We start from the raw sequence: 25,841 nt of genomic DNA, 5'->3' as shown, positions 1-25,841 counted from the left end.
TAGCAGTAGCTGTCGAGAGAAAACTGTGCAGTTCAGCCTATTTATTCCCATGTCCAAGTTTAGTCACATTATCTAGTTATACTAAGATAAATCATTACAACAACCGTCATTCAAGCAAAGGAGCGACTGCATATGAACGGTCTAGCGCAGCAACCAGGTAGGGCCCATTGGATATGGCCAAGTACAGCAGACGGACAGGCAGAACTCGCCCAAGCAAAGCATCGCGCCGTTTTCGCTGATTTCCGGACGAAGATCAATCTCTCCAAGGTACCAGAATCCTTCCCGGTCAAGGTGTGCGCGGACGCACGGTACAAACTGATGGTAAACGGTGAAGTAGTCCAGACCGGACCAGCCAAAACCTGCCGGAGGGTTCGCTCTTATGACGAAATTGACCTAGCTGGTTATCTGCACCAGGGGTACAACATCATTACCGCAGTCGTCCTTCACTACCCTACCGACCAGCCAGGTAGCTATAGTATTGTCTCCACACCGACTCCAGGATTCTGGATGAGTTCACCCGGTCTGAATACCGATTCAACATGGAAGTCAATCATTGAGCCCGACCGACGAATTGTCAGCGAGAACCCATTCTTCGCTCCTCTACAACTTATGGAAGCCTACGCACCCTTTGACACAGATGACGACTGGACGGTAAATCCAGACTCCAGTGCCGATCTATGGAACGATTCATATGAGTACCCCGTCGACACTTTGTCCGATATTCTCCGGCCCGAATTCCTGCGGCCAAGAAGCATACCATTCATGCAAAGCACCGCATGCAAATTCCTGAAAAGTGATGCCATCCCGCTGACAATACCTGCCCATGATTCCAAGGAACTCACCCTAAACGCAGGAGAACTAATGACAGGGTTCCTGCGGCTGACTATGGCTCAAGGAAAAGGCGCACATTTGGAAATATTGGAATCAGAGGGGTACGTGAAGTCCGCTCCAGAGAATCCGAAGAACTTTGAGGACCAACCCATCAAAGGCGACAGGACCGACGCTGAACACGGCATTCTGGCTGGATACACCGATACCTACACAGCTGGTGGTTTCGGTACGGAAGAAATCCCCGAAGTCTTCGAGCCTTTCTGGTTTCGGACTTTTCGATATGTACGGCTTCATATCAACACTGGCGATCAACCTCTTGATCTGCTCTCCTGCACATACAGACGCTTCGAATACCCCCTCGCGGTGTCAACTACGGTGGATATCGACAGTGGTCTCCTAACCGACATTCAGGACATGTCGCTGCGCACACTACGTCGTTGCATGCATGAAACCTACGAGGATTGCCCCTTCTATGAGCAGTTGCAATATGTGATGGACACCAGAAGCGAGATCCTGTACACGTATTCCGTAAGCGCCGACGATAGGTTAGCCCGCCAGGCCATCGAGGCCTTTATCGATTCTCAGCAGCCAGATGGCCTGCTCAACTCCTGCTCCCCCAGTAACACTCTGAACATCATCCCCGGGTACTCAATCTACTTCATAGCCATACTCTTTGACCACATGATGTATTTCGACGACAAGGACCTGCTCAGACGTAGTCTGCCGACGATTGAGCGGATATTGGAGTTCTTCAGCAGCAACCGCAGGACCGACGGTCTTGTTGATGTCATTGGTGGAATCAACGCACCAAACCCTCGATGGTCATTCATCGACTGGACACCTGAATGGAAGCAAACACGCGGTGTTCCTCCAGCGATCAATCAAGGTCCTCTCACCATGGAAAGCCTGCTGGCCATTCTAGGATTCCAATATGCCGCAAAAATCTGCGATCACCTGGGAGAAACAGTACTGGCTGAGCAATACTGGATGCAGGCAGCTCAGATGCAGCGAGCTGTGAATACCCATTGCCGCAATGCCCAGGGAATGTACACTGATGGGCCGGATTGCACTGATGTCAGCCAGCACTGCCAAGTCTTTGCGGTTCTGACCCACACAGTTTCCCTTGCAGAGGGTCGCCGCAATCTAACTACAACATTGGATGACACTCAGCACTATGCCCAGTGTTCCATCGCGATGATTTACTATCTGTTCCGAGCCATGGAGATGACCGGACTATACGACAGAACCACCGCACTGTGGAGACCATGGGAGAAAATGCTGGCCAACCATCTGACGACCAGCGCTGAAGATGATCTTAGCCAACGGAGCGACTGCCATGCCTGGGGATCAGTAGCGCTTTATGAACTTCCCTCGGCCATATTGGGTGTCAAACCAGCGGAACCAGGTTACCGATCCGCCATCATAGACCCCCACCCAGCAGGGATGTTCTATGCCAAAGGAATCGTCACCACACCCTGTGGCCCAATATCAGTCTCCTGGTCCAGGGAGAGTCTCGATGCCCGCCCAACCGTCACAGCCAACGGCCCTGAGGGAATGAAATTGATCATCCAGAAAAACTGACTCTCACGCCAATTCGGCAAAGGCCCGGCAGGCATAAGCGACTATTGTCGGGCCTTTTAGCGCGATACATATCCATCCCACAGAGGTGAAGGAAATAGCATCCCCTCCATATCCAGCCATTCGGCATACATATCAATGGGAGGGTTGCGAAGCCAACGGAATTGGATACCATCAAAGAGCTCCATGCAATGACGAACATACGGACGCATATTGTCCCAAGGACCGATTGCAGGCGGTATACTCCAAGGAATCTTGGAGTAATGCTCCCAGATGGATGCCGGGCGGTTGGTAAACATGTCATGCAAGGGATGTTCCGGGTTCACCGCTTCGGCGCCCAGAACATTATAGAGTTGCACCATGGTTGGGCGCCGCGAGTTGCATTGGATGAGATAGCGCATATACGACGGGAATAGTGGCCCCTCTGGATTACTGCCTGGAAGACCGGAACTCAGAAATTCCTCAGGGGTCCCAGTCTTGTCATACACATCGGTAATAACCAAGGAAATCAGGTTTTCCTTGCTGTCGATATAATGCATGAGTCCCGGCTGTGAAATCCCGACTTCCCTGGCAACATCGGTCAGAGTGATTCCGTTGTATCCGCGCTCACTGATCAGCCTGGTAGCGGCATCAAGGATCTCCTGCCTACGAACCGCCGTCGGCCTGCGAACCTTGCGCCCTTTACTCACCAATATTGCTCCCTTTGCTCAGTATGGTTTACAGCCCCGTCGCCTGCTTGCCGTAAACAACGAAACAGAACTTTATCGAAGACTATAATACGATCAACCGGTGACTCTGACACTCAGCCTTCCTGGTCCATCCTGAAGGGGCGGACGTCATAGGGGGCCCAGTACCTGCGGTCCTTCCAGAAGTACTCATAGTCGTGGTCGTCAATGGGCCGCACGACCTTCCAGGGGTGGCCGTAGGCGACCACATCTGAGGGGATTTCCTCGCTGACCAGGGACCCGGCCCCGATGACCGTATTGTCTCCGATGGTAACGCCCGACATGATGATGGCCCCGGCCCCGATCCACACGTTCCTGCCGATGGTGACCGGAACTGTGAACTGGGGTTTACTGCACTCGCGCACATCGGGGCGGATGGCGTGGCCTGTGGTGACGATGGTGACGTTGGGTCCGAACATGGTGTGGTCGCCGATATCGATACGCCCGTCATCCACCAGAACCAGGTTGAAGTTGGCATAGCACCTGCCCCCCCCCAGTAGGTGTTGCAGACCCAGTTAGCCCGGATCGGCCCCACCACCCAGCTTCCCTCGCCGAAGGGACCGAAAGCTTCCTGCAGAGGGCCTTCTTCTCCTCCCTTTGGGAGGGGCGGCAGGCATTGAAGTCAAAGACCCTATCCTGCTGGGCGTCCTGGATCTCCTTCATCTCAAGCGTATCGGCAATGTAGATCTGGTCGGTGTCCAGTAGTGCCACAATCTCCTCGCGGCTGGTCATCGGTTCCCTCTCTCTCCTTGGTTCTGACAGACTTTCCCAAGATGTGGGCGGGCCGAATTCACCAACTCCCGGATGGGAGGCGATCGGTTCCAGGGTCGGCGGATGCCATTTACATTCGTCGGCCCCGGCTTGATTACAGGCTCTCTAGGACCTTCTTCCGGCCCTCGTCTTGCACAAGGCCAGAACCATTGGACTCCAGATCTTCCTGCTGCACAACCTTACCGGTCGAATCCGATGCTTCTGCTTCTGCGGCATCCCCCTGATCCAGGTTCAGGTCTTCCTGGTCGCCCGGCTTCTTGGCAGCGGCGATCATCAGCTTGATCCTGTTGAGCTGGTTGGCCTCCGATGCGCCGGGATCGTAGTCGATCGAGACGATGTTGGCCTCAGGGTAGGTCCTACGGATCTTGCCGAACATGCCACGTCCTGTCACGTGGTTGGGCAGGCAGGCGAAGGGTTGCGCGCAGACGATGTTGGGGGCGCCGGACTGGATCAGTTCAATGATCTCTCCGGTGAGGAGCCAACCCTCTCCAGCCTGAACGCCCAGGGAGGTGACTGATGCGGCCTTTTCCCTCAGATCACTGATATGGGCGGGAATGTCGAACTTCCCATGGGAGGCCTTGAACCCGGCGATCATGGGGGCGCGGTAGGCATCCGCCGCCTTCAGGACGATCTTCTTGACACCCACCCGGCCGCCTGTGCCCAGCATCTCCTCGTTCCATTCGGCGTTTGAAATGCCGTTGACCATGAAGTCACAGACACCGGGGAGCACGGCCTCGCAGCCCTGGCTCTCAATCAGGTCGACCACATGGTTGTTGGCATCCGGATGGTACTTGACCAGGATTTCGCCTACTACCCCCACACGAGGCTTGCGGGGAATATCGCGCAGCGGCAGCTGGTCGAAAGCCCGGATCATCCTCTTCATCAGCGTGCGGTAAGGCAGATATCCATGACCGTAGACCTCCTTGGCAGTCTTGGAATACCCGTGGTTTTCGATGGTCTCTTTGCAGATCGTGTCCCAAAGCTTGTAGAGCCTGTTGGCTGATCCTGGCTCCTGCTCGTAGGGACGGACCCTGAGCAGGCACTCGATCATGGCATCGCCCAGATAGAAGGCTTTGACAGCACGATGCAGCAACGCCGGGGTTACCTGAAGGCCGGGATTGGCCTTGAAGCCCTGCACGCTCAGCGTGATAATCGGCACATAGCCGTAGCCCGCATCAGCCAGGGCCTTGCGCAGAAGGCCATAGTAGTTGGTGGCCCTGCACATGCCGCCGGTCTGTGTGACGATGACCGCGCACTTGTGCGGGTCGAACCTGCCGGAAAGGAAGGCGTTGACCAGCTGCCCCACCACGATGATGGCCGGGAAGCAGGCATCGTTGTTGACGTATTTGACACCGGTGTTGATGTCTTCGGCCGTGGCATGCTTCAGAAGCTCGAAGTGGTAGTCGGCGCTGGAGAAGACTGCCTCCAGGAGAGAGAAGTGCACAGGGGACATCTGCGGTGCCACCACTGTGAATTTGTGCCCCATCTCCTTGGTGAAGCGATGCTCTGTGGCGTACTTGGACAGGGTCGGTTTGGCGGCGGCTCCGGTAGCCTGGACATCCTTGCCTTGGTTGTCGGCTTCTTGCTTCTTCTGCTGCGAAGCCATGTCCTCCCGGATGTGCCTGACGCCCATGGGATGAAGGCCTATCAGACCCTGATCGCTCTTATCGTGCAGGGCCACGAACCGGGCCAGAGCCACAATGCCGGCCTTGCGCTGAGACAGGTTGATTTTCTGTGCGTTGGTGGACCGGAACCCATCGGATTTCTGCTTGTCAGACGCACCTGCATCCATTACTGCAATATGGCTGGCAGACTCTTGAGATTCCTGAGAATCATGGGAATCAGATGGATCCTCCGCCTGAACAAGGTCAGGCAACGAATCAACTTCCTTGACCCCGGCCTTCACATGCGCCTGCTCCATAACGGGGGCTTCCTCCTGGTCTTCGCTGTTCTCCTGGGCCAGACCCCGCTGGTGACGTTCGTCCATGGCGGCCTTCAGCGAGCGCAGACGGATCTTGGCCGCACCCAGGTTGGAGACCTCGTCGATCTTTAACTGCGTGTAGACATCGCCCTTGTCAGCTAGAATCTCCTGGACCTGGTCGGTGGTGATGGCATCCACACCGCATCCAAAGCTGACCAGCTGGACCAGCTGCAGGTCGGGATACTCGGAGACGAACTTGGCGGCCGAGTAGAGCCTGGAATGGTAGGCCCACTGGTCGGTCACCCTCAAGGGCATCTTCTGATGATCGTCGCCGAAGCTTGGTACGGTCTTGCGGAACTTGGCGGCCGTGGGGTTGTTGGAGGCCAGCGCCCGTTCACCTGCCGCTGGAATGATGTAGTCACTCAGCTTAGGCAGGTCATGTACGTCCAGCTCGCAGATGGAGTCCTCGGAGAGCACGGCCATGCCCAAGGAGCAGATGGTTTCGGGAATGCCGTGGTTGACCTCGGGATCCACATGATAGGGGCGTCCGGACAGCACCACGCCTTTGACCCCGTACTCCTGCATGTAAGCCAGAGCGCGAAGCCCCTCCTGGCGGATGTCCTCCTTGAACCGGGCATCCTCCCTGTAAGCCTCCTGAACGGCGGTCCGGGCCTCCTCCTCGCTCACCTTGGCCCAGTCGAAGACCTTGACGATCCGCTCGACCATCTTCTCCTTGTTGGACAGGTTGAAATAGGGCCGCATGAAGCGGACACCGTTCTCCTTGAGCTCGGCCATGTTGGCCTCGATCACCACCGGGTAGTTGGCCACGATGGGGCAGTTGTAATGGTTGTCCGTATCGGGAACCAGCTCCTGCTCGTAGGTGACGCAGGGATAGAAGATGGTCTTGATGCCCTTGTCCACCAGGGAGTGGATATGCCCGTGGACCAGCTTGGCCGGGTAGCAGATGTTCTCGGAAGCGATGGACTCCATCCCGCTCTCGAAGAGCTCATGGTTGGAACGCCCCGAGATCATGACCCGGAAGCCCAATGAGGTCAGCAGGGTGAACCAGAAGGGGTAGTCCTCGTACATGTTGAGCACACGGGGAATGCCGATATCGCCCCTGGTGGCCTTGTCCGGGGTCAGACGGCGGTAGGCGAAGGCCCGCTTGTATTTGAAGTCGTAGAGGTTAGGCCTGTCGGAGCGCTTGCGGTTCTTGTCTCCGCCACGTTCGCAACGGTTCCCAGTCACATAGCGGCCGCCATCTTTGAATTCGGTGATGGTCAGCTTGCAGTGGTTCTGGCAGAGCTTGCAGACATCGTGGGTGGTGGTCATGGAGAGGTTATCCAAGTCGTCCCCTGCCAGGATAGAGCTGGCCACAGTCAGATCCTCGATCTCTTCATTCTGCGGGCAGTGCATACGGGCCGTGAGTGCAGCACCATAGGCTCCCATGAGCCCAGCAATGTTGGGCCTGGTCACCTTGCGACCGGTCAGGAGCTCGAAAGCCCGCAGAACGGCATCATTGAGGAAGGTCCCTCCCTGGACAACGACCACCGGCCCCAGAGCGTTGGCGTCACGCAGCTTGATGACCTTGTAGAGGGCATTCCTGACCACCGAGTAGCAAAGACCGGCGGCGATATCCTCCGGGGATGCGCCCTCCTTCTGAGCCTGCTTGACCGAGGAGTTCATGAATACCGTGCAACGGGAGCCCAGATCGGTCGGGGCCTCGGAGGCCAGCGCCTGCTTGGTGAAGTCTTGGATGCTGATGCCCATGGACTGGGCGAAGGTCTGCAGGAAGGATCCGCAGCCTGCCGAGCAGGCCTCATTGACGCAAATCGAATCAATGACCCCATCGTTGACGGCAATGTACTTCATATCCTGTCCGCCGATGTCGATGACCGAGGTGACGCCGGGGCTGATCTCCTCGGCTGCCCGGTAGTGGGCCATTGTTTCGACCACACCCTCGTCAACATGCAGACCGGCCTTGACCAGACCCTCACCATAGCCAGTAGCGCAGGCGCGGGCGATGTAAGCGCCCTCCGGCAGGGACTTCCTGACCTCCTTGACGATGTTGGCGGCAGCGATCAGCGGGCTGTCCTTATGCACCCCATAAGTGGACCAGACGATAGTCTTGTCGTCATTGATCAGCACGGCCTTGATGGTCGTGCTGCCCGCGTCGATGCCCAGGAAATGCGGCCCCTTGGCCCCAGACAGATCTCCAGTAGGGATGACCTGGGACCCATGCCGGTCGTTGAACTCCATGCGCTCGTCTTCATTCAGGAAGAGCGGCCGGATCGTTCTGGCCGTCGAGGGCATGTTCTCCAAGCCCTTCAATGCCGAAAGGACACCATCCAGCGAGGTCAGTTCAAAGTGCATGTCTTGATTTTGGCTGGCATCCTTGGCGGTTTCGGTCGCCGGAACCTTATTTTCACCGTCCACCACGGTGGTGGTGCGGCCATCCTGCATGGCATCCTGCAGAGCCATCTTGTCCAGGCTCGAAGCCTTTCCGGACCGTGCCCTGTCGACCTCCGCCTGGTCCAGTCCCCAAGCCGGGCCGAAGGGGTCGTTCACGTCGGACTCAGGCGAGTAGTCAGTCTTGACCTGCGCCGCGCTGTCCTGGTCATCCTGGTCGTGGCGACCGGCCATGATGGCAGCGCCATAGGCCACATAGAGGTGTGCATTCTCGGGAATGATATAGCGGCTTACCCTGTCCTGGAGAATCCGCTTAAAGGCTTCCCTGAGCTCGCTCATAAAGAAGAGGGGCCCGCCCAAAAAGATTACGTTGCCGCGGATGGGACGTCCACAGGCCAGACCGGAAATGGTCTGTGTGGCAACGGCGTTGAAAATGGACGCAGCCAGATCCTCCTTAGCGGCTCCGTCGTTGATCAAGGGCTGGAGGTCGGACTTGGCGAAGACCCCACAGCGCGAGGCGATAGGATAAATAGTCTTGTATTTGGAGGCCATATCGTTCAGCCCTGAAGCATCGGTGTTGAGCAGGGTGGCCATCTGATCGATGAAAGCACCGGTCCCGCCTGCGCAGGACCCGTTCATTCGTTGTTCCGGAGTAGGCTTTAGATAGGTGATTTTGGCATCTTCGCCGCCCAGCTCGATGATCACATCCCCTTCTGGATAGGTGGCGTTGATGGCCTCGGTCTCGGCAATTACCTCCTGGGCGAATTCAGCCTGAAGCTGGCTGGCCAGCTCCAACCCGCCCGAGCCGGTGATCACCAGACTGATGGGATTGCCGGCCAAACCAACCCGCGACAGGGAAAGCTTGATGTCGGTGACCAGTTCTGCCACGCACTGCCGCACATTGGCATGATGACGGCGATAGTCATTGAAAAGCGCCTGATCCAGCCCGTCGCCTGTGCCCAGAACCACGGCTTTGACTGTAGTAGAGCCGATGTCCAAGCCCACACGCAGGAGATCCCGCGGCCCTGTGCCCTTATATCGACCTGCTATGTCGACGCCATCAGACATGAAACAACCTCAATCCGTGAGACCGCCGCATGATGGGTTCAAGAAGCGGGAACCGCACCATATCCGGCTTACTCTATTTATGCTACCGCCAGAACGTAAATAACTTCTGCGATATCAGGGAATCAGTGCTGTCTCCTTTGACACAGCCGCCAGGAAACCGCCTCTGCTGCAGGTAAGCCGCAGACTAGGGCAGGTACATCAAAGCGTTGGTTGCAACCCTCGCCTTCCATGCTTTCGTCTCAGTTCCAGCCTGCTAGCGAGTGAAAGAAATGCCACTGTGCCCTCGGCGAAATCAGCTCAGGAGCAACCGGCAGAGGGCCTCTAGAGAGCCTCCAGAGCATATGGAATTGTCCCCGTATTGAGAGACCCTGAGAGAACGTTTCCTTCACTGACCAACCCGAATACCACCTGTACAGGCATGTCAGATGAGTTGGTCAGGCTGGCGAAACCGATGGTCAGGAGGCATCAGATGCGAGCATACATGGATGCGAACATGCAGGGGTCAATGGGTGCGGCGGCTGGCACATCCTCGTCAGGGCTGGCCCCCAAACCTCTTGAACAGCTGCCCCGCCTGGCGCGCGATACCACCGAGGAAGACCCGTGGCCGGTCAGTGTGCTCAGCCAGAAGTACCACGACGCGGTGGCCCGCTGGCCCGGAGCCTGGGTGGAGGGTCAGATCGTGGAGATCAACACCCGCCGGACAGGTTCGGCATACCTGACCCTGCGCGACAACTTCGAGGACATTTCCATCAACGTCATGGGATTCCGCGCCTTCGCCGCCCAGGCCCGGGAATTCCGCCAAGGCGACCGGGTGGTAGTCCACGGGCGGCCTGACCTGTGGATTAAACAAACCCGTTTGAGCTTTATGGCCGACCGGATCAAACGTGTAGGCACCGGCGACCTGAAAGAGCAGATCGACCAGCTCAGGCGCAAGCTCAAGGGCGAGGGCCTCTTCGATGTGGAGAACAAGGTTCCCCTGCCAGAATTCCCCCGGCGCATCGGCCTGATTTGCGCACCCAAGGCCAGGGCCGAGGGGGATGTGATCACCAACGCCCGTCTGCGCTGGCCCACTATCGAATTCTCAGTGGTGCACGCCCACGTCCAGGGCCCTCAGTGCCCCCCCGAGGTGATCGAAGCCATCCAGAAGCTGGATGCTGATCCGGCTGTGGATGTGATTATTGTAGCCAGAGGCGGCGGCAGTTTCGAGGATCTGCTGGGCTTTTCGGACGAGTCCGTGGTCCGAGCCACGGCAGCCTGCGCCACCCCCATCGTCTCGGCCATTGGCCACGAGGATGACTGGACCCTGATCGACCTGGCGGCAGATCTGCGCGCCTCTACTCCAACCGACGCAGCCAAGCGGGTGGTGCCTGACCTAGTCGAGCAAGAGGGCATCATCCAGGAGGCCCGGATGCACATAAACGCACGTATCGAAAATATGGTCGAAGGCGAGACGCGTTTGATTGAGGGATATGCCAACCGTCCCAGCCTGACAAGGCCACAGACCATGCTGGACAAGCCCCAACGGCTGGTCGACGAGTCTCTGGTCCGACTGGACATAGCCCTGCGACGGATCGTTGATGATGCCTCCCTGACCGTCGAGAAGCTGCAATCTTCACTGACCGCCCTCTCTCCCCAGTCCACCCTGGACCGCGGATATGCAGTCGTGCAGGCCCTGGACGGGAAGGTGGTCATCAGTCCCCAGCAGGTTCAGGCCGATCAGGATCTGACTCTGACCGTCAAAGAGGGACGCATCGAGACCAGGGTCATCGACGGGCAGTGACCGATTTGACGTAATCAGCCGCATATAATCAACCGCGATAAGCATCTGCGTCATCAGGAATTGGGATAACGCATCGGATAAGAATCAGACAAGAAGAGGAGCAGGCATGAGCGATACCGACGAAGAACAGACCCAGGAGAAAGCGAAGGAACAGCCGGTATTGGCCTCGGCCCTGAGCCAGAAGGAACGCGAAACCATCGCTAAATTGCCCTATGAGCAGGCCCGGGATCAGCTGATTCAGGCGGTTCAAGCGCTGGAAGCCGGCGGCCTGGATCTGGATGCCTCCATGCGTCAGTGGGAGATCGGCGAGGCACTGGCCAAGCGCGCCCAGGAACTGCTGGGCCAGGTGAGGGCCAGGCTCGATGCCGCCCAACAGGAACAGGCCAGCGCTGGGGCACAGGCTGGCACCCAGTCCAACTTGGAAGGCTGAAAAGCCCGCTACTCCACCATCAGAGTGGCCAGCAGAGCCGCGTGATCCGAACCTGCGATGGGTATGGCCTGCAGCCGGCTGGCCCTGATGTCACGGTCCACTACAACATGATCGATGGCCGCCAACCTGGGCAGGGGGGCCTTGTCGGCCGGCCAGGTCATGCTCATGCCATGTCCGGCCTGACGTGCCCCATCGCTGAACCGCTCCCCCAGCATGTCTCGGAAAACGGCATGGTCATAGGTAGCATTGAAATCTCCCATCAGCACATACCGGGTGTGGTCATGCTTTCGCAGAGTTCCCAGGTCGGATACGCTGCGTCGCCAGGCATTCCAGCTGCCCGGCTGCGGCGAGGTGGTATGGACTGAGACGAACCTGACGCTGGTCTTGCCTCTGCCGAAGTCGATGCTGGCCGCCGGCATCATGGAGGAACGAGATCCCACGTCATCCTTTGATGGCGACTGCATTGGCGCGGCCGTCCAAAGACCGTTGGCATATTCCTTCGAAGATGTGGAAAGCTGCTCGTGCGGCAGATATCGGTCGATGCCGGCCTTGTGCAGCCGGTACACAAAATCCTTGCTGACCTCTTGCAAAGCCAGCACTTCGACCCGGTTGTCGCTGACGGTCTTGACTATCTGATCGGCTTCGGCCTGACCCTTGTAGACGTTCAGGGTCATGACCCGGGCCACATCATCGTACCTGTCGGGATGCTCAAGGGCTATGAGCCGATCTGCTTGCCCGTTGAGTTCGAACCCTTCCTGATAGAAGGGATACTGCCAGTAGACATTCAGGGCCAAGGCGGCTATAAGCACCAAAGCCGTGAACCATCGTGAAGCCATCAGAGCCAGGACCAGGGCCAGCAGACCCAAAAGGACGAACCAGGGCGTCAGCGCTGCCAGATCCGGCAGATATGGGATCGATGACAGCCATGCCGGGCAGGCACGCGCCACTAAGGCCAGCAAGCTGACCAGCGCCAGCAGCCTAGCCGTCCACCCAAAGACATGCTTCACCAGGAAGGACCGTCTGAATTGCGCCATGGTTTCCTCCAGCTAATCATCGCCAGCTCAGCTCCCTTCCAAGGAATACACAGCCAGCTTGACCGTTGAGCAATTGTAAACCATGACAGTACGGTGGGCATGGATAGGAGGCTAACTTCTCCAGGAGACGCACGGTCCTAGCCTGCACAGCAGCGACCTGCCCGAGTCGCACTTCGTGGTACAGTAGTTTCCGTTGCCCCGGTAGCTCAGGGGATAGAGCACTTCTCTCCTAAAGAAGGTGTCGTGCGTTCGAATCGCATCCGGGGCACTCTGACGACTCAGGAATAAGGAAATACCGGGCTCTGCCCTCACCCATCCTGTTACCGTCACCCAACTCTGTACCTTTCCCGTTCTTCAGAGTCCAATCATTCATACGCTTGTAAACTGAATCATCCATCAGTGCCTGAACCGAGGTTCCCAACTCATCGGCGATGAGGATTACGTCTTTGAAAGATAAACGGCCTGGCCTGTTGAGCTTATAAGACATTCCGGCGGTCGTGATGTTAAAGACCCGTGCCAGGGTCGTTTGGTTGACCCCCGGAGTGGCCGCAAGCAGCATCTTAATGTTGTATCGAAGTACCTCATCCTCATAAGTTGCATGATCCTCGGAGGTTGCTTCTACAACAGCACTTGCAGAACTCATTGTGGCTCCATTTCCTAAGCACAGCTCACTTTTCTAACTGATTGTTTTTAGTTAATCACCAAGTTTGCGCAAAGTCAAAATTTACTCTACTATTTAAATGTCAGTTAACAAAGTAATGAGGATTTATGTCAAACATGTACTGGTGGTTAAAGAGTCAGAGGCTCTCCTATTCAGCTCTTGCCGGGCTGCTGGGTCAAACCTCCGTGAACATCAGTAACAAGGTGCGAGGCAAGACAACTTGGCAGCAAAAGGACCTGATTGCTCTTCATCAACTTTTCGGACTGTCCTCCGACTTCGTCTTAGGCATTAGCGACATCCCTTTGTCCAAACCGCTTCAACCCGTATAAAAAGGAAGGCCTCCTGGTTCCTATAACCAAGAGACCTTCCCATGAAATGACCACTGGCGCATCCGACGTTCCGCCAAGATCCCCGGATGCACCCTGATGTTAGGAGCATTCCACGTGTCCGATTCTAACAATTCCGCGCTTTTCTCCGCGCGTGATATTCATGGTACGCGCCTTTTGGATGCGGGTGGGGGGACATCATCGCATATCCGTTCCAGGGTCGTTCACCCCTCCCGTTCCGCGCCAGGCTGGATCCTTGACTGCTGCCGTGGCCTGAGCAGGGTCGAATTGTCGCATCTGGCGTCGGCCCCTTCGGACGGGAGCATGGATTTCGGTCTTTCCCTGGAGTTGAGGCTGCCCTTGTATGACGTCGCCGACATGCGGCGGTATGTTCAGCGCAGCCTCCGGGATGGCCGGGGGATGGCCGAAGAGGATGGCAGATGAGCTGGCAGGCTACTTCCTGGGCGTTGAGGAAGGCTCCGGTCGGGGGCAATACCACGGCACGGCTGATCCTGGTCAGCCTGGCCGACAGGGCAGGCGTCGACGGGCGCAATACGTGGCCGAGCGTGAGGACCCTGACGGATGAGCTGCACATCTCCGATTCGACGGTGCGCCGGCAGTTGACGTGGCTGGAGGAACGGGGCATCATCTCCAGGGGCAACCAGTCCATGGCCGCGAGGAACGCACACGGCAAGGTCATCCCTCCGCAGTTCCGTCCGGTGGTCTGGAACCTGAGCATGGGCGTGCCGGCCGAGCAGGTCGAGGAGACAGAAGAGAGCCTCTTGGAGGTTAGACCTGTCAAAATGACAGGTCAAAAGACCGTGGCCGAAGCCAGACCTGTCACCCATGCGGATTCTGACCTGTCACCGGTGACAGACAAACCAGTAATACTTAAACCATCCCCCTCTCCCTCTGACGAGGGGCCCCCCGGAAGGGCCCGGAGACGGACGCGGATCGGGACACCACCCGTGTGACCGATGCCCTGCGCACGTCCCTGGAGCTCCAGATCAACCCAAGGCCCAGCGACACGGATGCTGCGGCGCGGCTGGTCCGGGAGCACGGGGCCGACCTGGTGCTTGCGGTCGTCAGGTGGTGCACGGCCCCCGCCAGCGACGGGTTCCGGTCCCGCCAGGACGGGTTCTGGCGGACCGCGCTGACCGGGGCGCGCTCCCTTGAGAGGAACTGGCCGGCCATCCTCCGGCAGATGCAGGGCGACCCGAAAGGGGCGTCCGCGCTCAAACGGGTACGGTCCGGCCCCGCCGACGGCCCCCGCATGGTCACGAGCGTGGCCGACGGGAGGAAGCGCCCGGTGTACGAGGATCAGGGGATAGAGCGCATCCGCGACCATTTCGCGGCGTTCGACTCCATGTCGGGACGGCCCATGGATCCGGGATCCTGCCCGGTGTGCGGCCAGGATCCACGCAACCAGGCGACCCATGGCATCGAGAGGAGGCGGGACCGATGACCGACGGCGAAGCAGACGGGCAGACGGGCGGATGGAGACGGCCGAAGGCGGCGCCCTGCTCGATGGTCCAATCCCCGCTCGTGGACTACATGTGGGGCATCGACGACACCAGGTCGGCGTCGAGGGACCGGCGGCTCCATGCCGCCGCACGCGCCCTGTGCGGGGTGTGCCCTTTGAAGGACAGGTGCCTGGCCCTGGCGGTCGTGCAGCGCATGAAGAACGCGGGCATCATGGGCGGGCTGAACGACACGGAACGCCGCTACATCGCGCATCTCGCCCAGAGCCTGGGCGTCGAGGTCACGGCCGGACGCGGCAGGTGGCTGCTCACGGACGGGGAGCGGCGCGCCCTCATGTCGAACTTCATGCAATGGCTGCAGGCCCACCCCGACGCGATCGAGACCTGCAGGAAGATGGCCACCCGCACCAGGGCGCTCCACAGACGCCGCGAGGCCTGCCGGGACGGCCCGGGGGGCGTATCGCAGCCGGGGCTCTTCGACGACTGAAACAGATTTCAACAAGGAAGAAAGGGAACATCATGCCGACGATCACATTCGCCAACAACAAGGGCGGGGTGGCCAAGACCACCTCCACGATCATGACGGGCCTGGCCCTGCGCAGAAGAGGCCTAAAGGTCGAGGTGAGGGACCTGGACCCGTCCGGGGACGCCACCGAATGGGCGCAGGCGGCCAGCAGGGCGGGCGCCCCCCTCCCCTTCGAGGTGACGCCCGCCAACATGCGCAACGTCGACGCGCAAAGCGATCCGGACACCTGGGTGCTCATCGACACCCTTCCGGAGCAGATGCAGATCGTGCAGGCCGGCATCGACGCGGCCGACCTGGCCATCCTCGTCACCTCCCCCGGCCGCCATGACACCGACCACCTCATCGAGATGGCCGAATGCATCGACCGTCCCCTGACGGTGCTCGTGACCCTGGCCCGTCCCGGCACCATCGCCCTAAGGAACGCCGTGGACAAGCTCAAGGCCGCCGACCTGATGGGGTTCAGCACCATCATCCCCAACCGGCAGGCGACGCTGCGCGCCTCCGGCACGAACGTCCTGCCGGCCATGAGCAGCTACCAGGAAGCCGCGACGGAACTGGTGGAAGCGTTCTGAAGCACCCCCGCCGGCAACCGGAAAGAGGGGGAGCCGGAAAACGCTAAAACGAGGAAACCGGAAAACGTCAAACGGACGACTCCCCCCCCCCTAGGAAGCCGGCGGACGTGGCGGTCCTCGCGGACGAGCGCAACAGGTGCATCGCCTCCGCCGTGATCGCCTGGCACGAGGAAGGCGAAGAGGAGGAGAGGAGTCGGAAAACCGGAAAACTTTAAAACCGGAAACATTTTAAACCGGAAAACATGAAAACCGGGAGGCAATCATGAATCAGGCCATTCAATAACGGAGGGAGGGCATCATGGGCGACGGCAAGTACGACCGGATGCTCGACAGGGCGAAGATGCTGCTGGCCATTGCGGAGGATCCGGCCGCCAGCGAAAGCGAGGCCTCCACCGCATGGGAGCAGGCTCAGAAGATCATGACCATGTACGCCATCGAGGACTGGCAGTTGCACAGCCAGGAGCGGCGCAACGACCCCATCATCAGGCACAGGGTGGGCCTGTCCCCCGATCCGATGAACCGGGACATGGCCGATCTGGCCGATTTCGTCGCCGGAGGCAATCGGTGCGACACGTATTTCGAATCATCATTGGCGGGCAACAACCGGCGGGTCGTCGATGCCGTGGTGTTCTGCGGGACCGGGCGTGACTGCCGGCAGGCGGAGATGGTCTGGACCAGCATGGAGGCCTATCGCGCCTCCCACTGGCGCCAGGCGGCCAGGGACTGCCGTGGCAAGGCCAACGCCAAGTGGCGCAACGGGTACTACAAGGGCTTCCAGGAGCGCATCCGGGAGCGGTACGAGGAGATCAGGAGGGCGCGGGAGGCCCAGGAGCAGAGTGATGCCGAAGCCGGGGGCGGTCGGGGTGAATTTGCCAGAGCCGGCCGTGAACTCGTCCTGGTCCGCGAATCGCAGCTGGGCGGGTTCATGGCCGACATGGAGGCCCGGCTGGGCCTGGTGCGGTCGGAAGCCCCCAGGAGGGTCGTGTCGGCGGCGGCCATAAGGGAGGGCGGCAAGGCGGCGGAGAAGGTCGCCTTGGGACTGGACGGGCTCGGCAGCCGCCGGCAGATCCAAGCCTGAAGGGAGGAGGACGGAATGGAGCGCCTTGTTGGCCGGGGGTCCGGAGGATGGTAAACTGGAAAACGTTTATACCGGAAAACGCTAAAATCGGTAAACTTTAAAAACGGAAAACGTTAAGGGGCCTTCCGGTCCCTGCAGCCAAGGAGGAGCGCATGAAGATCCATGAGGGCCAGAAGACCAAGGAGCTCACGGCTACCGTACGGAACGTCAAGGGCGGATCGGAGAAGCACGGGTACACGTATCAGTTGACCGAAGAGGAGCACAAGGCCATGAAGCTCATGGCCCTGGAGAAGGGCATGAAGCTGTCCGACCTGCTCAGCCTGTGGATCAGGGAGCACAGGGAGAGCAGCGGGGAATGATCCACGGCTTGCCCCCCACCTTGTGGACGAAGCATGCAATACTCGAAAAGGAACGGAAGAAAGGGCGTTATGAACGAGAATAAGGAGCCCGGCGTCGAGGAAGTGAACGACCCGGAGGTGTTCGAGCAGGAGCCCCCTGCATCCGAGCCGCATGACCCGGCAGACGACGAGCACAAGCCGCATCCAAGGTGGCTGGCGCCGTTGATTGCCGCTGTCGTGGCGGTCGTGCTGGTGGCGGCTGGCTTCGGCGGCTGGAAGACGTACGAGTCCCGCCGGCACGAGTCCGCGATGACGGATTGCATGCAGTCGGTGAAGGCCATGCGGTCCAGCGTCAGGTCGGCCCAGGCCGCTTTGGGCAGGTATCGCGGTGCGGCCGGCATCCAGGCGGACCAGGTGAAGGATGCGAAGACCGTGTCCGCCATGCGCAGGGCCGTCAAGGCCGCCGGCGGCATCAAGCCGCAGGTGGTCGCATGCGATGCGTCCATGTCCACGTCGGATCTGCGCGCCGCCGCCGGCAAGGCCGGGCGGACCAGCGACCGCCTGAAGGCCCTCGACCGCGACTATGCGAAGGCCGGCAAGGCGGTTTTGGCTTCCCGTGATGCGAAGAGCCTGGATGATGCGAAGTCGGCTTTGGACGGGAAGAAGGGCGAGGCATCGAAGCTCCTGGCCGATTCGGACGGGAAGGTGGCGGACAATGCGACCAGGGATGCCCTGCAGCAGGCGATCAGCCAGGCCGGCCAGGTGAAGGGCGGCAAGGCGAAGGCCTACTAGGATGCGGCCTCTGCTCTCCAGTCGGCCATGGACCAGGTGAACGCCTCCATCCAGCAGAAAGTGCAGGCGGATCAGACCGCCCAGCAGCAGGCGGCGCAGGCGCAGGCCGCCCAGCAGCGTTCGGCTCCTTCCTACGGCGGGGGCCGGGGCGGCTACACGCCTTCCTACCGGCCCTCGTACAACCGTGGCAGCGGAGGAAGCTCCGCGCCAGCCCCGGCCGCACCGGCTCCCGCGCCAGCAGCGCCGCAAGGGCCGCAAGGCGGAGGAAGTGGCGGATTCGATTGGAATAGCTGGGTGCAACAACACAGCCGACCGAGCCAATGCCAGAAAGGTGGTGCGTGTGGTATCGGCTGATTGATTGAGAATTTGCCAGCGGGACCGGTTGCTTGGAAGGTCTCCTACCCCGCTGGCGTTATTTGTGGGCGACCATAATGGCCATCTTTTTCATAGTAGTGGAAAGGGAGCATGAATGGGGTTTCCAGGAGAGTTGCGGGTCCGGTTCGGCCGGCTCCGGCGTCTGAGCTTCGAGCATGGCCTTGGAGGGCGGTTTGGGGCTTTCCGTTGGTTCAGCCTTTGGATCAGGGAGGGTGCGGGGAGGGCGGCGGAAGGTAATCCGTGGCTGTCCCCCCCCCCACCTTGGGGAAGAACCGTGCAATGCTTGTATGAGCGACTGATGAGAGAGGAATCATGGACGAGGAGCCCGATGATGAGGAGACGAGGATCTTGGCTGATGCCGGTGAGCCTGCCGGCCGGCCTGTGCAGGAGAATAGCATGGGGACGGCTCAGGATGGTCTGCCCCCGGCCATAGAGCCGATGGATGGTCAGGAGCCTGGAGGCGGTTCGGGCCCGGCAGGGAAGCCCCGCCCGAAGTGGCTGGCGCCGGTGATCGTCGTGGTGGTCGTGGCGGTGCTGGCGGCGGCCGGTCTGATCGCCTGGAAGGTGTCTGCGGCTAGGAGCCACGACCGGGCCCTGGCGCAGTGCTCCCGGCAGGTGCGCGCTGTGAAGGGTTCGGAGCAGCGGGCCGAGGCGGCCTCCTCCAGCTACCTTCAGGCCGTCGCCGTGAAAGAGGACCAGGTCAAGGACGCGAAGACCGTGAAGGATATGGCCAAGACCGCCGGGAAGGCCAAGCACACCCAGGCCCAGGCCTTCAGATGCGAGGCGTCCATGCCCACAGACGACCTGCAGGCCACGACCGGCAAGGCGAAAAGAACCGACGGCGTCTACCGCAGCCTGGACAAGGCGTCGAAGGCGGTGCTGGCCTCCCGTGACGCGAAAAGCCTGGATGACGCCAGGAAGGCCTTGAACGCGAAAAAGGACGAGGCATCAAAACTCCTGGGCGATTCCGACGGGAAAGTGGCGGACAACGCCGTCCGCGACAGCCTGCAGCAGGCCATCAGCCAGGCCGGCGGCATCAAAGACAACAAGGCGAAAGCCTACCAGGACGCGGCCGGCGCCCTCCAGTCGGCCATCGACCAGGTGAACGCCTCCATCCAGCAGAAAAGCCAAGCCGACCAGGCCGCCCAACGTTCGGCCCCCGCCAACAGCCCGGGGCGGCAAGGCTACACGCCCTCCCGCCAGCCCTCATACAACCACGGCAGCGGAGGAGGCTCCGCGCCAGCACCCGCAGCACCCGCACCAGCAGCACCACAAGGAGGAGGCGGCCAAAGCTTTGAGGAATGGAGCCACTCAAACACTACCGGTGGGCATGGGTGTAATCCGGATGGTTCGTGTGGTATTGGCTGATTGATTAAGAATTTGCCAGCAGGACCAGTTACTTTGGACGGTTCCTATCCCGCTGGCGTTATTTGTGGGCGACCATAATGGCCGTCCCCTTCATAGTAGCGGAAGGGAATCAAGGAAGCCGCCAGGAGAGACAAAGGCCTGGGCCGGTCGACTCCGACCTGTTGCTCCGGGCATGGTGCAGTCGGCGGCCAGTCTCCGTTCGCTGGCGACGGCACCATCCTCGTAACATGGTTCGGGTCCAGGCAGAACAAGAATCGACCTATATAGAGTAGATGTAGACAAGCGTTTTCAGGGGCGCTGTTTGCCCCTGAACTTACGCAGCAGTCCGATGATCGACCTGAACCAAGTTGACAGGGTGTGGGGCGGAAGCTCTACCGGCGCAGCGAGCCCCTGCATTTCGCGCCTGGCTCTACCGCACTCATGCGGGGTCGGCTGTTGTTCTAGGCTTTGCTTCCACCTGTCCATGTACCGTTCGAACCGATCCATCTCGATCGGCCCGGCTGGGCCGCTCAGGTCGTCGCTGTGCGCCCAGGCGACATTCATGCCCACAGCCCTCTGTATCTCGCCAATGGCCAGGTCGGCGGCCGTATTAAGGTCCAGGTGGTAGCGTTCTGAGGTCTCTGGGGTCGTGCAGTAGCCAACGATATTGCCGGAGTGGTCTCTGACCGGGTCGGCTTCACCCACTATGCTTCCGTCCTGGGCCACGGCTGCCCAGTGCGAGCCGTCTGCGTGGCCCTTGGCCCAGTAGGCCAGCGTTAACATCTCCGTATTCTTATCGGCATGGTGGTCTTCAAGCCAGCATGCCGCCTTAACTATGTAGGGGTCGTATCTCTGATCCTGCGCAGCATCGGGTTCCTGAGCGGCGGCGTTTGCCATGATGATCTCCTTATCGGATCGTGCCCCCTCCCTAAGCTGCAGCTTAGGGAGGGGGTTTGCTAGTAGCAACAGAACTTAGCCTGCAGTCTTGCCCATAGTATGATGCCATTCTGCCACGCCTGTGAAGATCACTTGCCATCAGCATGAACTGCCGCATTGGGTTAATCCATATCTGGCAATTCAGATGATGCATCCCAAACTCACTGGACGGTACCTTATCCGAGCATGCATCCTGCCACGCCTGCTGAGCCTGGCTCCGGCAGGCATCAACTGCGCACAAGAGCTGTTCGGTCAAGTCCCATACGCATATTGGCAAGCATCTTCAAGGACGCGGATTGCCTCTTGAAAGTGTACTGCAGCATACGTTCGTACGCGGCCGGGCGGCCCGGGTACAGGTCGCCACCTAGCTTCACGCAGCTTGGAGCCGTTTGAACTTCAACATGTCCAATCCGGATTGTCCCGTTCTTTCTTGAGGTGTTCTATTTGGCCGGTCAGCGACGCCTTCGATACGGGCAGGTGGGCGTATAAGAGATTTCCGACCAACTGGATCCGGTGTTTTGGCACGATATGCCGACAATGTTTAACGGCGACCTTATGGAAGGTATGGTCCAGCCCGTCTAAGACCTTCCCCAGGGCGCTGCTTCGATCAAGGCGCACGCATGACACACGGCAAATGGAAGGTGAAGTCGTCGACCCCGATTCGGAGCACTCTGGTGGCTCAGGCATAAGGAAATAGCGAGGTTCCGTGGATCCGCCCGGATTCCGTGGACTTTAAAACGCGCGAGTGCTGTTTATGGTCCTCATCACCAGATCGTTTATCAACGCTGCCGAAGTGGAGCCCAGTTGGTTGGCTGCATGGACAAGACAAGGAACAGCACATTCCGACTTGCCCTTCACCGCCAGCGAAAACATCAAAGACCGCAGTACGAGATAATTCGCCAGATCCGCACGCTGAGCAGAACGACGCTTCCGACCCGGCTTGCACCAACCCCCCCCCCGGATCAATTCCTCCGCTGCTCTCACGTCGTTGTATTGGATATTCCGTCAGTTCTCGCCTGACTAATGGGAGAATAATGCGTCCTTCGTCGAATCGCTGTTATATCGACCATGATTCGACAAACGAATAGATCTCGTTCTGCCGCCACTATATTGAAGTGCTGGCTTGCTGATCAGCATAAACCTTCTCTACAACCGTCGACAGGTTCAGGTAGAGGAAAATGGACGCAGGCTGGGGATCGACGGGGATATGCGTAGACTGGAAAACGTTGGAGGGATACTATCAGTTCCCTCAGGTCAAGGAGGAACATATAGAGACCATGCGGGTCGGAAAACCAGGGAGCTCGGGTTTACGGTGCGGAATGTCAAGTCCGGGCATGAAAGGCACGGGTGCACGTATCAGTCGACCGAGAAGCTGCACAGGACAATGAAGCTATCCCACCTTCTTGGCCTGCTGATCCAGAAACGCAGTATAAGCGACGAGCAATAATCCACAGCTTTGCTCCTTCCCGCCTTATGGGCCAAGTGTGTGACATTCCAAATGAGCTACGAAAGAAAGGGACTTATGAGCAAGACTAACCAGGATCAGGAATCCGGTGTCGAGGAAGTGAATGACCCTGCGATGTTCGAGTCCCAGAATCCGCCAGACAGGGAACAAAAGCTCCGCCCGAAGTGGCTGGCGCCTGTGGTGTCAGCCGGCGTGGTGGCCGTGCTGGTCGCGGCCGGTTTGGTCGGTTGGAAGGTGTACGAGTCCCATCAGCATGAATCCGCCTTGGCGGACTGCGCGCAATCAGTCGAGGCCATGCAGTCCAGCGTCAAGTCGGCCCAGGCCACCTTGAACAGGTATCGTAAAACGGCCGGTATCCGGAAGGACCAGGTGAAGGACCCGAAAACGGTGGACGACATGCAACAGTCCCTCAGCAGCGCAGGGGATATCGAACCGCAAGCCGTCCTATGCAAAGCGTCCATGTCCGCAGGCGACCTGCAGGCCATGGCCGGCAAGGCGAAAAGGAGCGACGACGTCTACCGCAGCCTGGACAAGGCCGTGAAAGCGGTGCTGGCCTCCCGTGATGCGAAAAGCCTTGAGGACGCGAAGACGACCTTGAACGCGAAAAAGGACGAGGCTTCAAAGCTTTTAAGCGATTCGGACGGGAAAGTGGCGGACAATGCCGTCCGCGACAGCCTGCAGCAGGCCATCAGCCAGGCCGGCAGCATCAAAGACAACAAGGCGAAAGCCTACCAGGACGCGGCCGCAGCCCTCCAGTCGGCCATCGACCAGGTGAACACGTCCATCCAACAGAAAAGCCAAGCCGACCAGGCCGCCCAACAGCAGGCGCAAGCCGCCTCCCAGGCCGCCCAACGTTCGGCCCCCGCCAACAGCCCGGGGCGGCAAGGCTACACGCCCTCCCGCCAGCCCGCATACAACCACGGCAGCGGCCCCGCGCCAGCAGTCCCCGCACCCGCAGCACCAGCAGCGCCGCAAGAAGGCGGCGGATTTAATTGGAATGACTGGATTCACCGACCTGATAACACAGATCATGGGTGTAATCCGGATGGTTCGTGTGGTATTGGCTGATTGATTGAAATTTGCCGGAGGGACTGGTTGCTTGGGAGGTCTCCTATCCCGCTGGCGTTACTTGTGGACCATCGTTGAGGTCGTCACCTTCATAGTAGAGGAAGGGAATCATCAACGGTCCACGACTGTCCCCCTACTTTGGGCAAGAAGCATGCAATACTCGAAAATAGGCAACAGAAGAAAGAGGGATCATGGACGAGGAGCACACACCCGATGACGGGGAGACCGGGAGCCTGGCTGATGCTGATGGATCCGGCGGCCAGCCTCCGCAGGAGAACGATCCGCAGCCGGGTGGCGATGACCTGCCTCCGGCCATAGATCCTGGAGGCGGTTCAGGCCCGGCAGGGAAGCCGCGTCCGAAGTGGCTGGCGCCTGTGGTGGTGGCCGTGCTGGCCGCGGCCGGTTTGGCCGGTTGGAAGGTGTACGAGTCCCATCAGCACAAGTCCGCGATGACGGACTGCACGCAGTCGGTCAAGGCCATGCAGTCCAGCGTCAAGTCGGCCCAGGCCACCTTGAACAGGTATCGCAGGGCGGCCGGCATCCAGGCCGGCCAGGTCAAGGACGCGAAGACCGTGGACGCCATGCACAGGACCATCAAGACCGCCGGCGACATCAAGCCGCAGGTCGTCGTATGCGAGGCATCCATGTCCACGTCGGATCTGCACGCCGCCGCCGACAAGGCCGGACGGGCCAGCAACCGCTTGAAGGGCATCGACCGCTACTATGCGAAGGCCGGCAAGGCGGTGCTGGCCTCCCGTGATGCGAAAAGCCTGGATGATGCGAAGACGGCCTTGAACGCGAAGAAGGACGAGGCTTCAAAGCTTTTAAGCGATTCGGACGGGAAAGTGGCGGACAATGCCGTCCGCGACAGCCTGCAGCAGGCCATCGGCCAGGCCGGCAGCATCAAAGGCGACAAGGCGGAAGCCTACCAGGACGCGGCGGATGCCTTGCAGTCGGCCATGGACCAGGTGAACACGTCCATCCAACAGAAAAGCCAGGCCGCCCAGGCCGCCCCGCCAGCCCAGGCGGCGGCTTCAGCCGCCCGGCAGCCAGCCCGGCGTTTGACGCCCGCCCAGCAGCGTCCGGCCTTTCTACTAGTCGGGGGCGGCAAGGCTACATGCCCTCACGCCGGCCCTCATACAACCATGGCGGCAGCTCCGCGCCAGCCCCCGCAGCACCAGCAGCACCGCAAGGCGGAGGGGTCAGTGATGATGTGAATAACTGGATGCATCACATGGGCAAGCCTGTATGCCAGAAGGGTCAGGCTTGTGGCATTGGCTGATTGACTGAGGCTTTGCCGGCGGAACCGGATACATGGAGAAGGCCTCCCATCCCGCCGACGTTACTTGAGGCCAACCATAACAGCCGTCCCCTTCACATATCCGAAGAAACATAAATGAAGCTGCCAGTGAGAGAAGCAAAGGCCTGGGCGGCCCGGCTCCAGCGTCTGGCTCCGGGCACGGGCCGGACGGACTGATGCCGTTGATCGCCGGCCCTCACACTGTGAAGGGTGGCGTCATCCTGTACCCATCAGGATCCGCAAGGCGTCCCTCCCTGGTATGCCGACCCATGATGCGGCGGCCCGTCGGCATTAAAAGGCCACATGTGCTTAATCATATGTCTATACTGTCATATGAACGTATGAATACGGAGGCATGTGAGCATATGGACGCTGGAACATGCAGGCATGCGCGCATGCGCACGACCGCAACCGATCGGAGGCTGACATGAAGGTCATCACATTCGCGAACGTGAAGGGGGCGTCGGCAAGACCACGGCCACCATCATGACTGCCCTGGCGCTGAGCAGGCGAGGCTACCGGGTCATCGTCAAGGACCTGGACCCCTGGGGCAGCGCCTACGACTGGAACAGCCGCGCCGAGGAAGCCGGCACCCCTCTCCCCTTCCCGGTCAGGACCGCCATCGCCAGGAACATCACCGACCCGGAGGACGCACGCGACTGCGACTTCCTCCTTGTCGACACGCCCCAGGACATCCGCAACGCCATGAGCGAGGCCATCGACCGGGTCTCCGACATCATCATGATCGTCGCCAAGCCCGGATCCCTGGACACCGAACGCACCCTGGCTGCCGTCGACTCCTTCGCCTCCCCCAGGGCCATCCTGCTCAACTTCGCCAACCCCCGGCAGAAGACCACCCGCCAGGCCATCGACCTGATCGGACGCAAACACCTGGCCCGATTCGACACCCTCATCCCCCAACGCGAATCGGTCCACAACGCCAGCAACGGAGGCAACCAAGTGCCCACGGACTCCGGATTCATCGAATTCACCTCAGAGCTGCTCGAACTACCCAACATCAAGGAATAA

The 25,841-nt window shown here is 59.7% G+C and carries 21 protein-coding genes and 1 tRNA gene; 16 read left to right on the top strand and 6 right to left on the bottom strand.

The features are described from left to right. The first annotated feature begins 132 nt into the window (after positions 1 to 132). Complete coding sequence (locus tag J3T93_RS08335; RefSeq protein WP_267431295.1) at positions 133 to 2,412, top strand: alpha-L-rhamnosidase C-terminal domain-containing protein; 2,280 nt, start codon at positions 133 to 135, stop codon at positions 2,410 to 2,412. 56 nt (positions 2,413 to 2,468) lie between these two features. Here J3T93_RS08335 and J3T93_RS08330 read toward each other — a convergent pair whose 3' ends face one another. The 4 genes from J3T93_RS08330 to J3T93_RS08315 all read right to left on the bottom strand — a co-directional run bounded on the left by J3T93_RS08330 (position 2,469) and on the right by J3T93_RS08315 (position 9,303). Beyond that, entirely contained in the window at positions 2,469 to 3,098 is a 630-nt protein-coding gene (locus tag J3T93_RS08330; protein WP_324123871.1) for a TetR/AcrR family transcriptional regulator, read from the bottom strand. 113 nt (positions 3,099 to 3,211) lie between these two features. Continuing rightward, positions 3,212 to 3,589, bottom strand: coding sequence for a DapH/DapD/GlmU-related protein (locus J3T93_RS08325; RefSeq protein WP_267431293.1), 378 nt, complete (start codon positions 3,587 to 3,589; stop codon positions 3,212 to 3,214). Continuing rightward, a complete protein-coding gene (locus J3T93_RS08320; protein WP_267431292.1) occupies positions 3,582 to 3,866 on the bottom strand; it encodes a hypothetical protein in 285 nt (94 codons plus the stop codon). Before J3T93_RS08320 ends, J3T93_RS08325 begins: the two co-directional genes overlap by 8 nt. 133 nt (positions 3,867 to 3,999) lie before the next feature. Then, on the bottom strand, positions 4,000 to 9,303 hold the full coding sequence (locus J3T93_RS08315; RefSeq protein WP_267431291.1) for an acyl-CoA dehydratase activase-related protein: 5,304 nt from the start codon (positions 9,301 to 9,303) through the stop codon (positions 4,000 to 4,002). 505 nt (positions 9,304 to 9,808) lie between these two features. On the opposite strand from J3T93_RS08315, the gene xseA reads away from it, so the two are divergent. Both xseA and J3T93_RS08305 read left to right on the top strand, forming a co-directional pair. Further along, positions 9,809 to 11,083, top strand: a complete 1,275-nt coding sequence (gene xseA, locus J3T93_RS08310) for an exodeoxyribonuclease VII large subunit (RefSeq protein WP_267431364.1) — start codon at positions 9,809 to 9,811, stop codon at positions 11,081 to 11,083. Positions 11,084 to 11,189: 106 nt separating this feature from the next. Beyond that, positions 11,190 to 11,513, top strand: coding sequence for an exodeoxyribonuclease VII small subunit (locus J3T93_RS08305; RefSeq protein ID WP_267400747.1), 324 nt, complete (start codon positions 11,190 to 11,192; stop codon positions 11,511 to 11,513). 8 nt (positions 11,514 to 11,521) lie between these two features. Here the strand turns inward: J3T93_RS08305 and J3T93_RS08300 are convergent, their stop codons facing one another. Beyond that, entirely contained in the window at positions 11,522 to 12,547 is a 1,026-nt protein-coding gene (locus tag J3T93_RS08300; RefSeq protein WP_267431290.1) for an endonuclease/exonuclease/phosphatase family protein, read from the bottom strand. 195 nt (positions 12,548 to 12,742) lie between these two features. On the opposite strand from J3T93_RS08300, the gene J3T93_RS08295 reads away from it, so the two are divergent. The 10 genes from J3T93_RS08295 (at position 12,743) to J3T93_RS08250 (ending at position 20,064) form a co-directional block, all read left to right on the top strand. Then, positions 12,743 to 12,815, top strand: a tRNA-Arg gene (locus J3T93_RS08295). Between the two features lie 1,159 nt (positions 12,816 to 13,974). Next, entirely contained in the window at positions 13,975 to 14,508 is a 534-nt protein-coding gene (locus tag J3T93_RS08290) for a helix-turn-helix domain-containing protein (RefSeq protein WP_267431289.1), read from the top strand. Positions 14,509 to 14,807: 299 nt separating this feature from the next. Further along, complete coding sequence (locus tag J3T93_RS08285; RefSeq protein WP_267431288.1) at positions 14,808 to 14,999, top strand: hypothetical protein; 192 nt, start codon at positions 14,808 to 14,810, stop codon at positions 14,997 to 14,999. Then, complete coding sequence (locus J3T93_RS08280; protein WP_267431287.1) at positions 14,996 to 15,502, top strand: WhiB family transcriptional regulator; 507 nt, start codon at positions 14,996 to 14,998, stop codon at positions 15,500 to 15,502. The genes J3T93_RS08285 and J3T93_RS08280 overlap by 4 nt, the downstream gene beginning before the upstream one ends. A 32-nt stretch (positions 15,503 to 15,534) precedes the next feature. Beyond that, on the top strand, positions 15,535 to 16,113 hold the full coding sequence (locus J3T93_RS08275) for a ParA family protein (RefSeq protein WP_267431286.1): 579 nt from the start codon (positions 15,535 to 15,537) through the stop codon (positions 16,111 to 16,113). Positions 16,114 to 16,411: 298 nt separating this feature from the next. Continuing rightward, complete coding sequence (locus tag J3T93_RS08270) at positions 16,412 to 17,191, top strand: DUF2786 domain-containing protein (protein ID WP_267431285.1); 780 nt, start codon at positions 16,412 to 16,414, stop codon at positions 17,189 to 17,191. Positions 17,192 to 17,343: 152 nt separating this feature from the next. After that, positions 17,344 to 17,550, top strand: coding sequence for a hypothetical protein (locus J3T93_RS08265; RefSeq protein WP_267431284.1), 207 nt, complete (start codon positions 17,344 to 17,346; stop codon positions 17,548 to 17,550). 69 nt (positions 17,551 to 17,619) lie between these two features. After that, entirely contained in the window at positions 17,620 to 18,321 is a 702-nt protein-coding gene (locus tag J3T93_RS08260) for a hypothetical protein (RefSeq protein WP_267431283.1), read from the top strand. Between the two features lie 184 nt (positions 18,322 to 18,505). Next, a complete protein-coding gene (locus J3T93_RS08255) occupies positions 18,506 to 18,679 on the top strand; it encodes a hypothetical protein (RefSeq protein WP_267431282.1) in 174 nt (57 codons plus the stop codon). A gap of 329 nt (positions 18,680 to 19,008) precedes the next feature. Continuing rightward, positions 19,009 to 20,064, top strand: a complete 1,056-nt coding sequence (locus J3T93_RS08250) for a hypothetical protein (RefSeq protein ID WP_267431281.1) — start codon at positions 19,009 to 19,011, stop codon at positions 20,062 to 20,064. Positions 20,065 to 20,352: 288 nt separating this feature from the next. Here the strand turns inward: J3T93_RS08250 and J3T93_RS08245 are convergent, their stop codons facing one another. Continuing rightward, entirely contained in the window at positions 20,353 to 20,940 is a 588-nt protein-coding gene (locus J3T93_RS08245; protein WP_267431280.1) for a hypothetical protein, read from the bottom strand. Between the two features lie 1,561 nt (positions 20,941 to 22,501). On the opposite strand from J3T93_RS08245, the gene J3T93_RS08240 reads away from it, so the two are divergent. The 3 genes from J3T93_RS08240 to J3T93_RS08230 all read left to right on the top strand — a co-directional run bounded on the left by J3T93_RS08240 (position 22,502) and on the right by J3T93_RS08230 (position 25,841). Then, a complete protein-coding gene (locus J3T93_RS08240; protein WP_267431279.1) occupies positions 22,502 to 23,512 on the top strand; it encodes a hypothetical protein in 1,011 nt (336 codons plus the stop codon). Between the two features lie 191 nt (positions 23,513 to 23,703). Then, entirely contained in the window at positions 23,704 to 24,729 is a 1,026-nt protein-coding gene (locus tag J3T93_RS08235; RefSeq protein WP_267431278.1) for a hypothetical protein, read from the top strand. A 524-nt stretch (positions 24,730 to 25,253) separates the two neighbouring features. Next, positions 25,254 to 25,841: a ParA family protein gene (locus tag J3T93_RS08230; protein ID WP_267431363.1), complete on the top strand. Its 588-nt coding sequence runs from the start codon at positions 25,254 to 25,256 to the stop codon at positions 25,839 to 25,841.

The organism is Bifidobacterium sp. B4111 (assembly GCF_026537235.1).
Lineage (GTDB): Bacteria > Actinomycetota > Actinomycetes > Actinomycetales > Bifidobacteriaceae > Bombiscardovia.
The sequence above is the reverse complement of the archived record's forward strand: the minus strand, read 5'-3'. Positions and strand labels throughout refer to the sequence as shown.

What these genes read in the sequence shown, in the direction of transcription:
- xseA (WP_267431364.1), top strand. Translation starts at nt 9,809, where the DNA reads ATGGGTGCGGCGGCTGGCACATCCTCGTCAGGGCTGGCCCCCAAACCT.
- J3T93_RS08320 (WP_267431292.1), bottom strand. Translation starts at nt 3,866, where the DNA reads ATGACCAGCCGCGAGGAGATTGTGGCACTACTGGACACCGACCAGATC.
- J3T93_RS08270 (WP_267431285.1), top strand. Translation starts at nt 16,412, where the DNA reads ATGGGCGACGGCAAGTACGACCGGATGCTCGACAGGGCGAAGATGCTG.
- J3T93_RS08285 (WP_267431288.1), top strand. Translation starts at nt 14,808, where the DNA reads ATGGTCACGAGCGTGGCCGACGGGAGGAAGCGCCCGGTGTACGAGGAT.
- J3T93_RS08290 (WP_267431289.1), top strand. Translation starts at nt 13,975, where the DNA reads ATGAGCTGGCAGGCTACTTCCTGGGCGTTGAGGAAGGCTCCGGTCGGG.
- J3T93_RS08240 (WP_267431279.1), top strand. Translation starts at nt 22,502, where the DNA reads ATGAGCAAGACTAACCAGGATCAGGAATCCGGTGTCGAGGAAGTGAAT.
- J3T93_RS08315 (WP_267431291.1), bottom strand. Translation starts at nt 9,303, where the DNA reads ATGTCTGATGGCGTCGACATAGCAGGTCGATATAAGGGCACAGGGCCG.
- J3T93_RS08335 (WP_267431295.1), top strand. Translation starts at nt 133, where the DNA reads ATGAACGGTCTAGCGCAGCAACCAGGTAGGGCCCATTGGATATGGCCA.
- J3T93_RS08275 (WP_267431286.1), top strand. Translation starts at nt 15,535, where the DNA reads ATGCCGACGATCACATTCGCCAACAACAAGGGCGGGGTGGCCAAGACC.
- J3T93_RS08265 (WP_267431284.1), top strand. Translation starts at nt 17,344, where the DNA reads ATGAAGATCCATGAGGGCCAGAAGACCAAGGAGCTCACGGCTACCGTA.
- J3T93_RS08300 (WP_267431290.1), bottom strand. Translation starts at nt 12,547, where the DNA reads ATGGCGCAATTCAGACGGTCCTTCCTGGTGAAGCATGTCTTTGGGTGG.
- J3T93_RS08280 (WP_267431287.1), top strand. Translation starts at nt 14,996, where the DNA reads ATGACCGACGGCGAAGCAGACGGGCAGACGGGCGGATGGAGACGGCCG.
- J3T93_RS08260 (WP_267431283.1), top strand. Translation starts at nt 17,620, where the DNA reads ATGAACGAGAATAAGGAGCCCGGCGTCGAGGAAGTGAACGACCCGGAG.
- J3T93_RS08250 (WP_267431281.1), top strand. Translation starts at nt 19,009, where the DNA reads ATGGACGAGGAGCCCGATGATGAGGAGACGAGGATCTTGGCTGATGCC.
- J3T93_RS08235 (WP_267431278.1), top strand. Translation starts at nt 23,704, where the DNA reads ATGGACGAGGAGCACACACCCGATGACGGGGAGACCGGGAGCCTGGCT.
- J3T93_RS08245 (WP_267431280.1), bottom strand. Translation starts at nt 20,940, where the DNA reads ATGGCAAACGCCGCCGCTCAGGAACCCGATGCTGCGCAGGATCAGAGA.
- J3T93_RS08305 (WP_267400747.1), top strand. Translation starts at nt 11,190, where the DNA reads ATGAGCGATACCGACGAAGAACAGACCCAGGAGAAAGCGAAGGAACAG.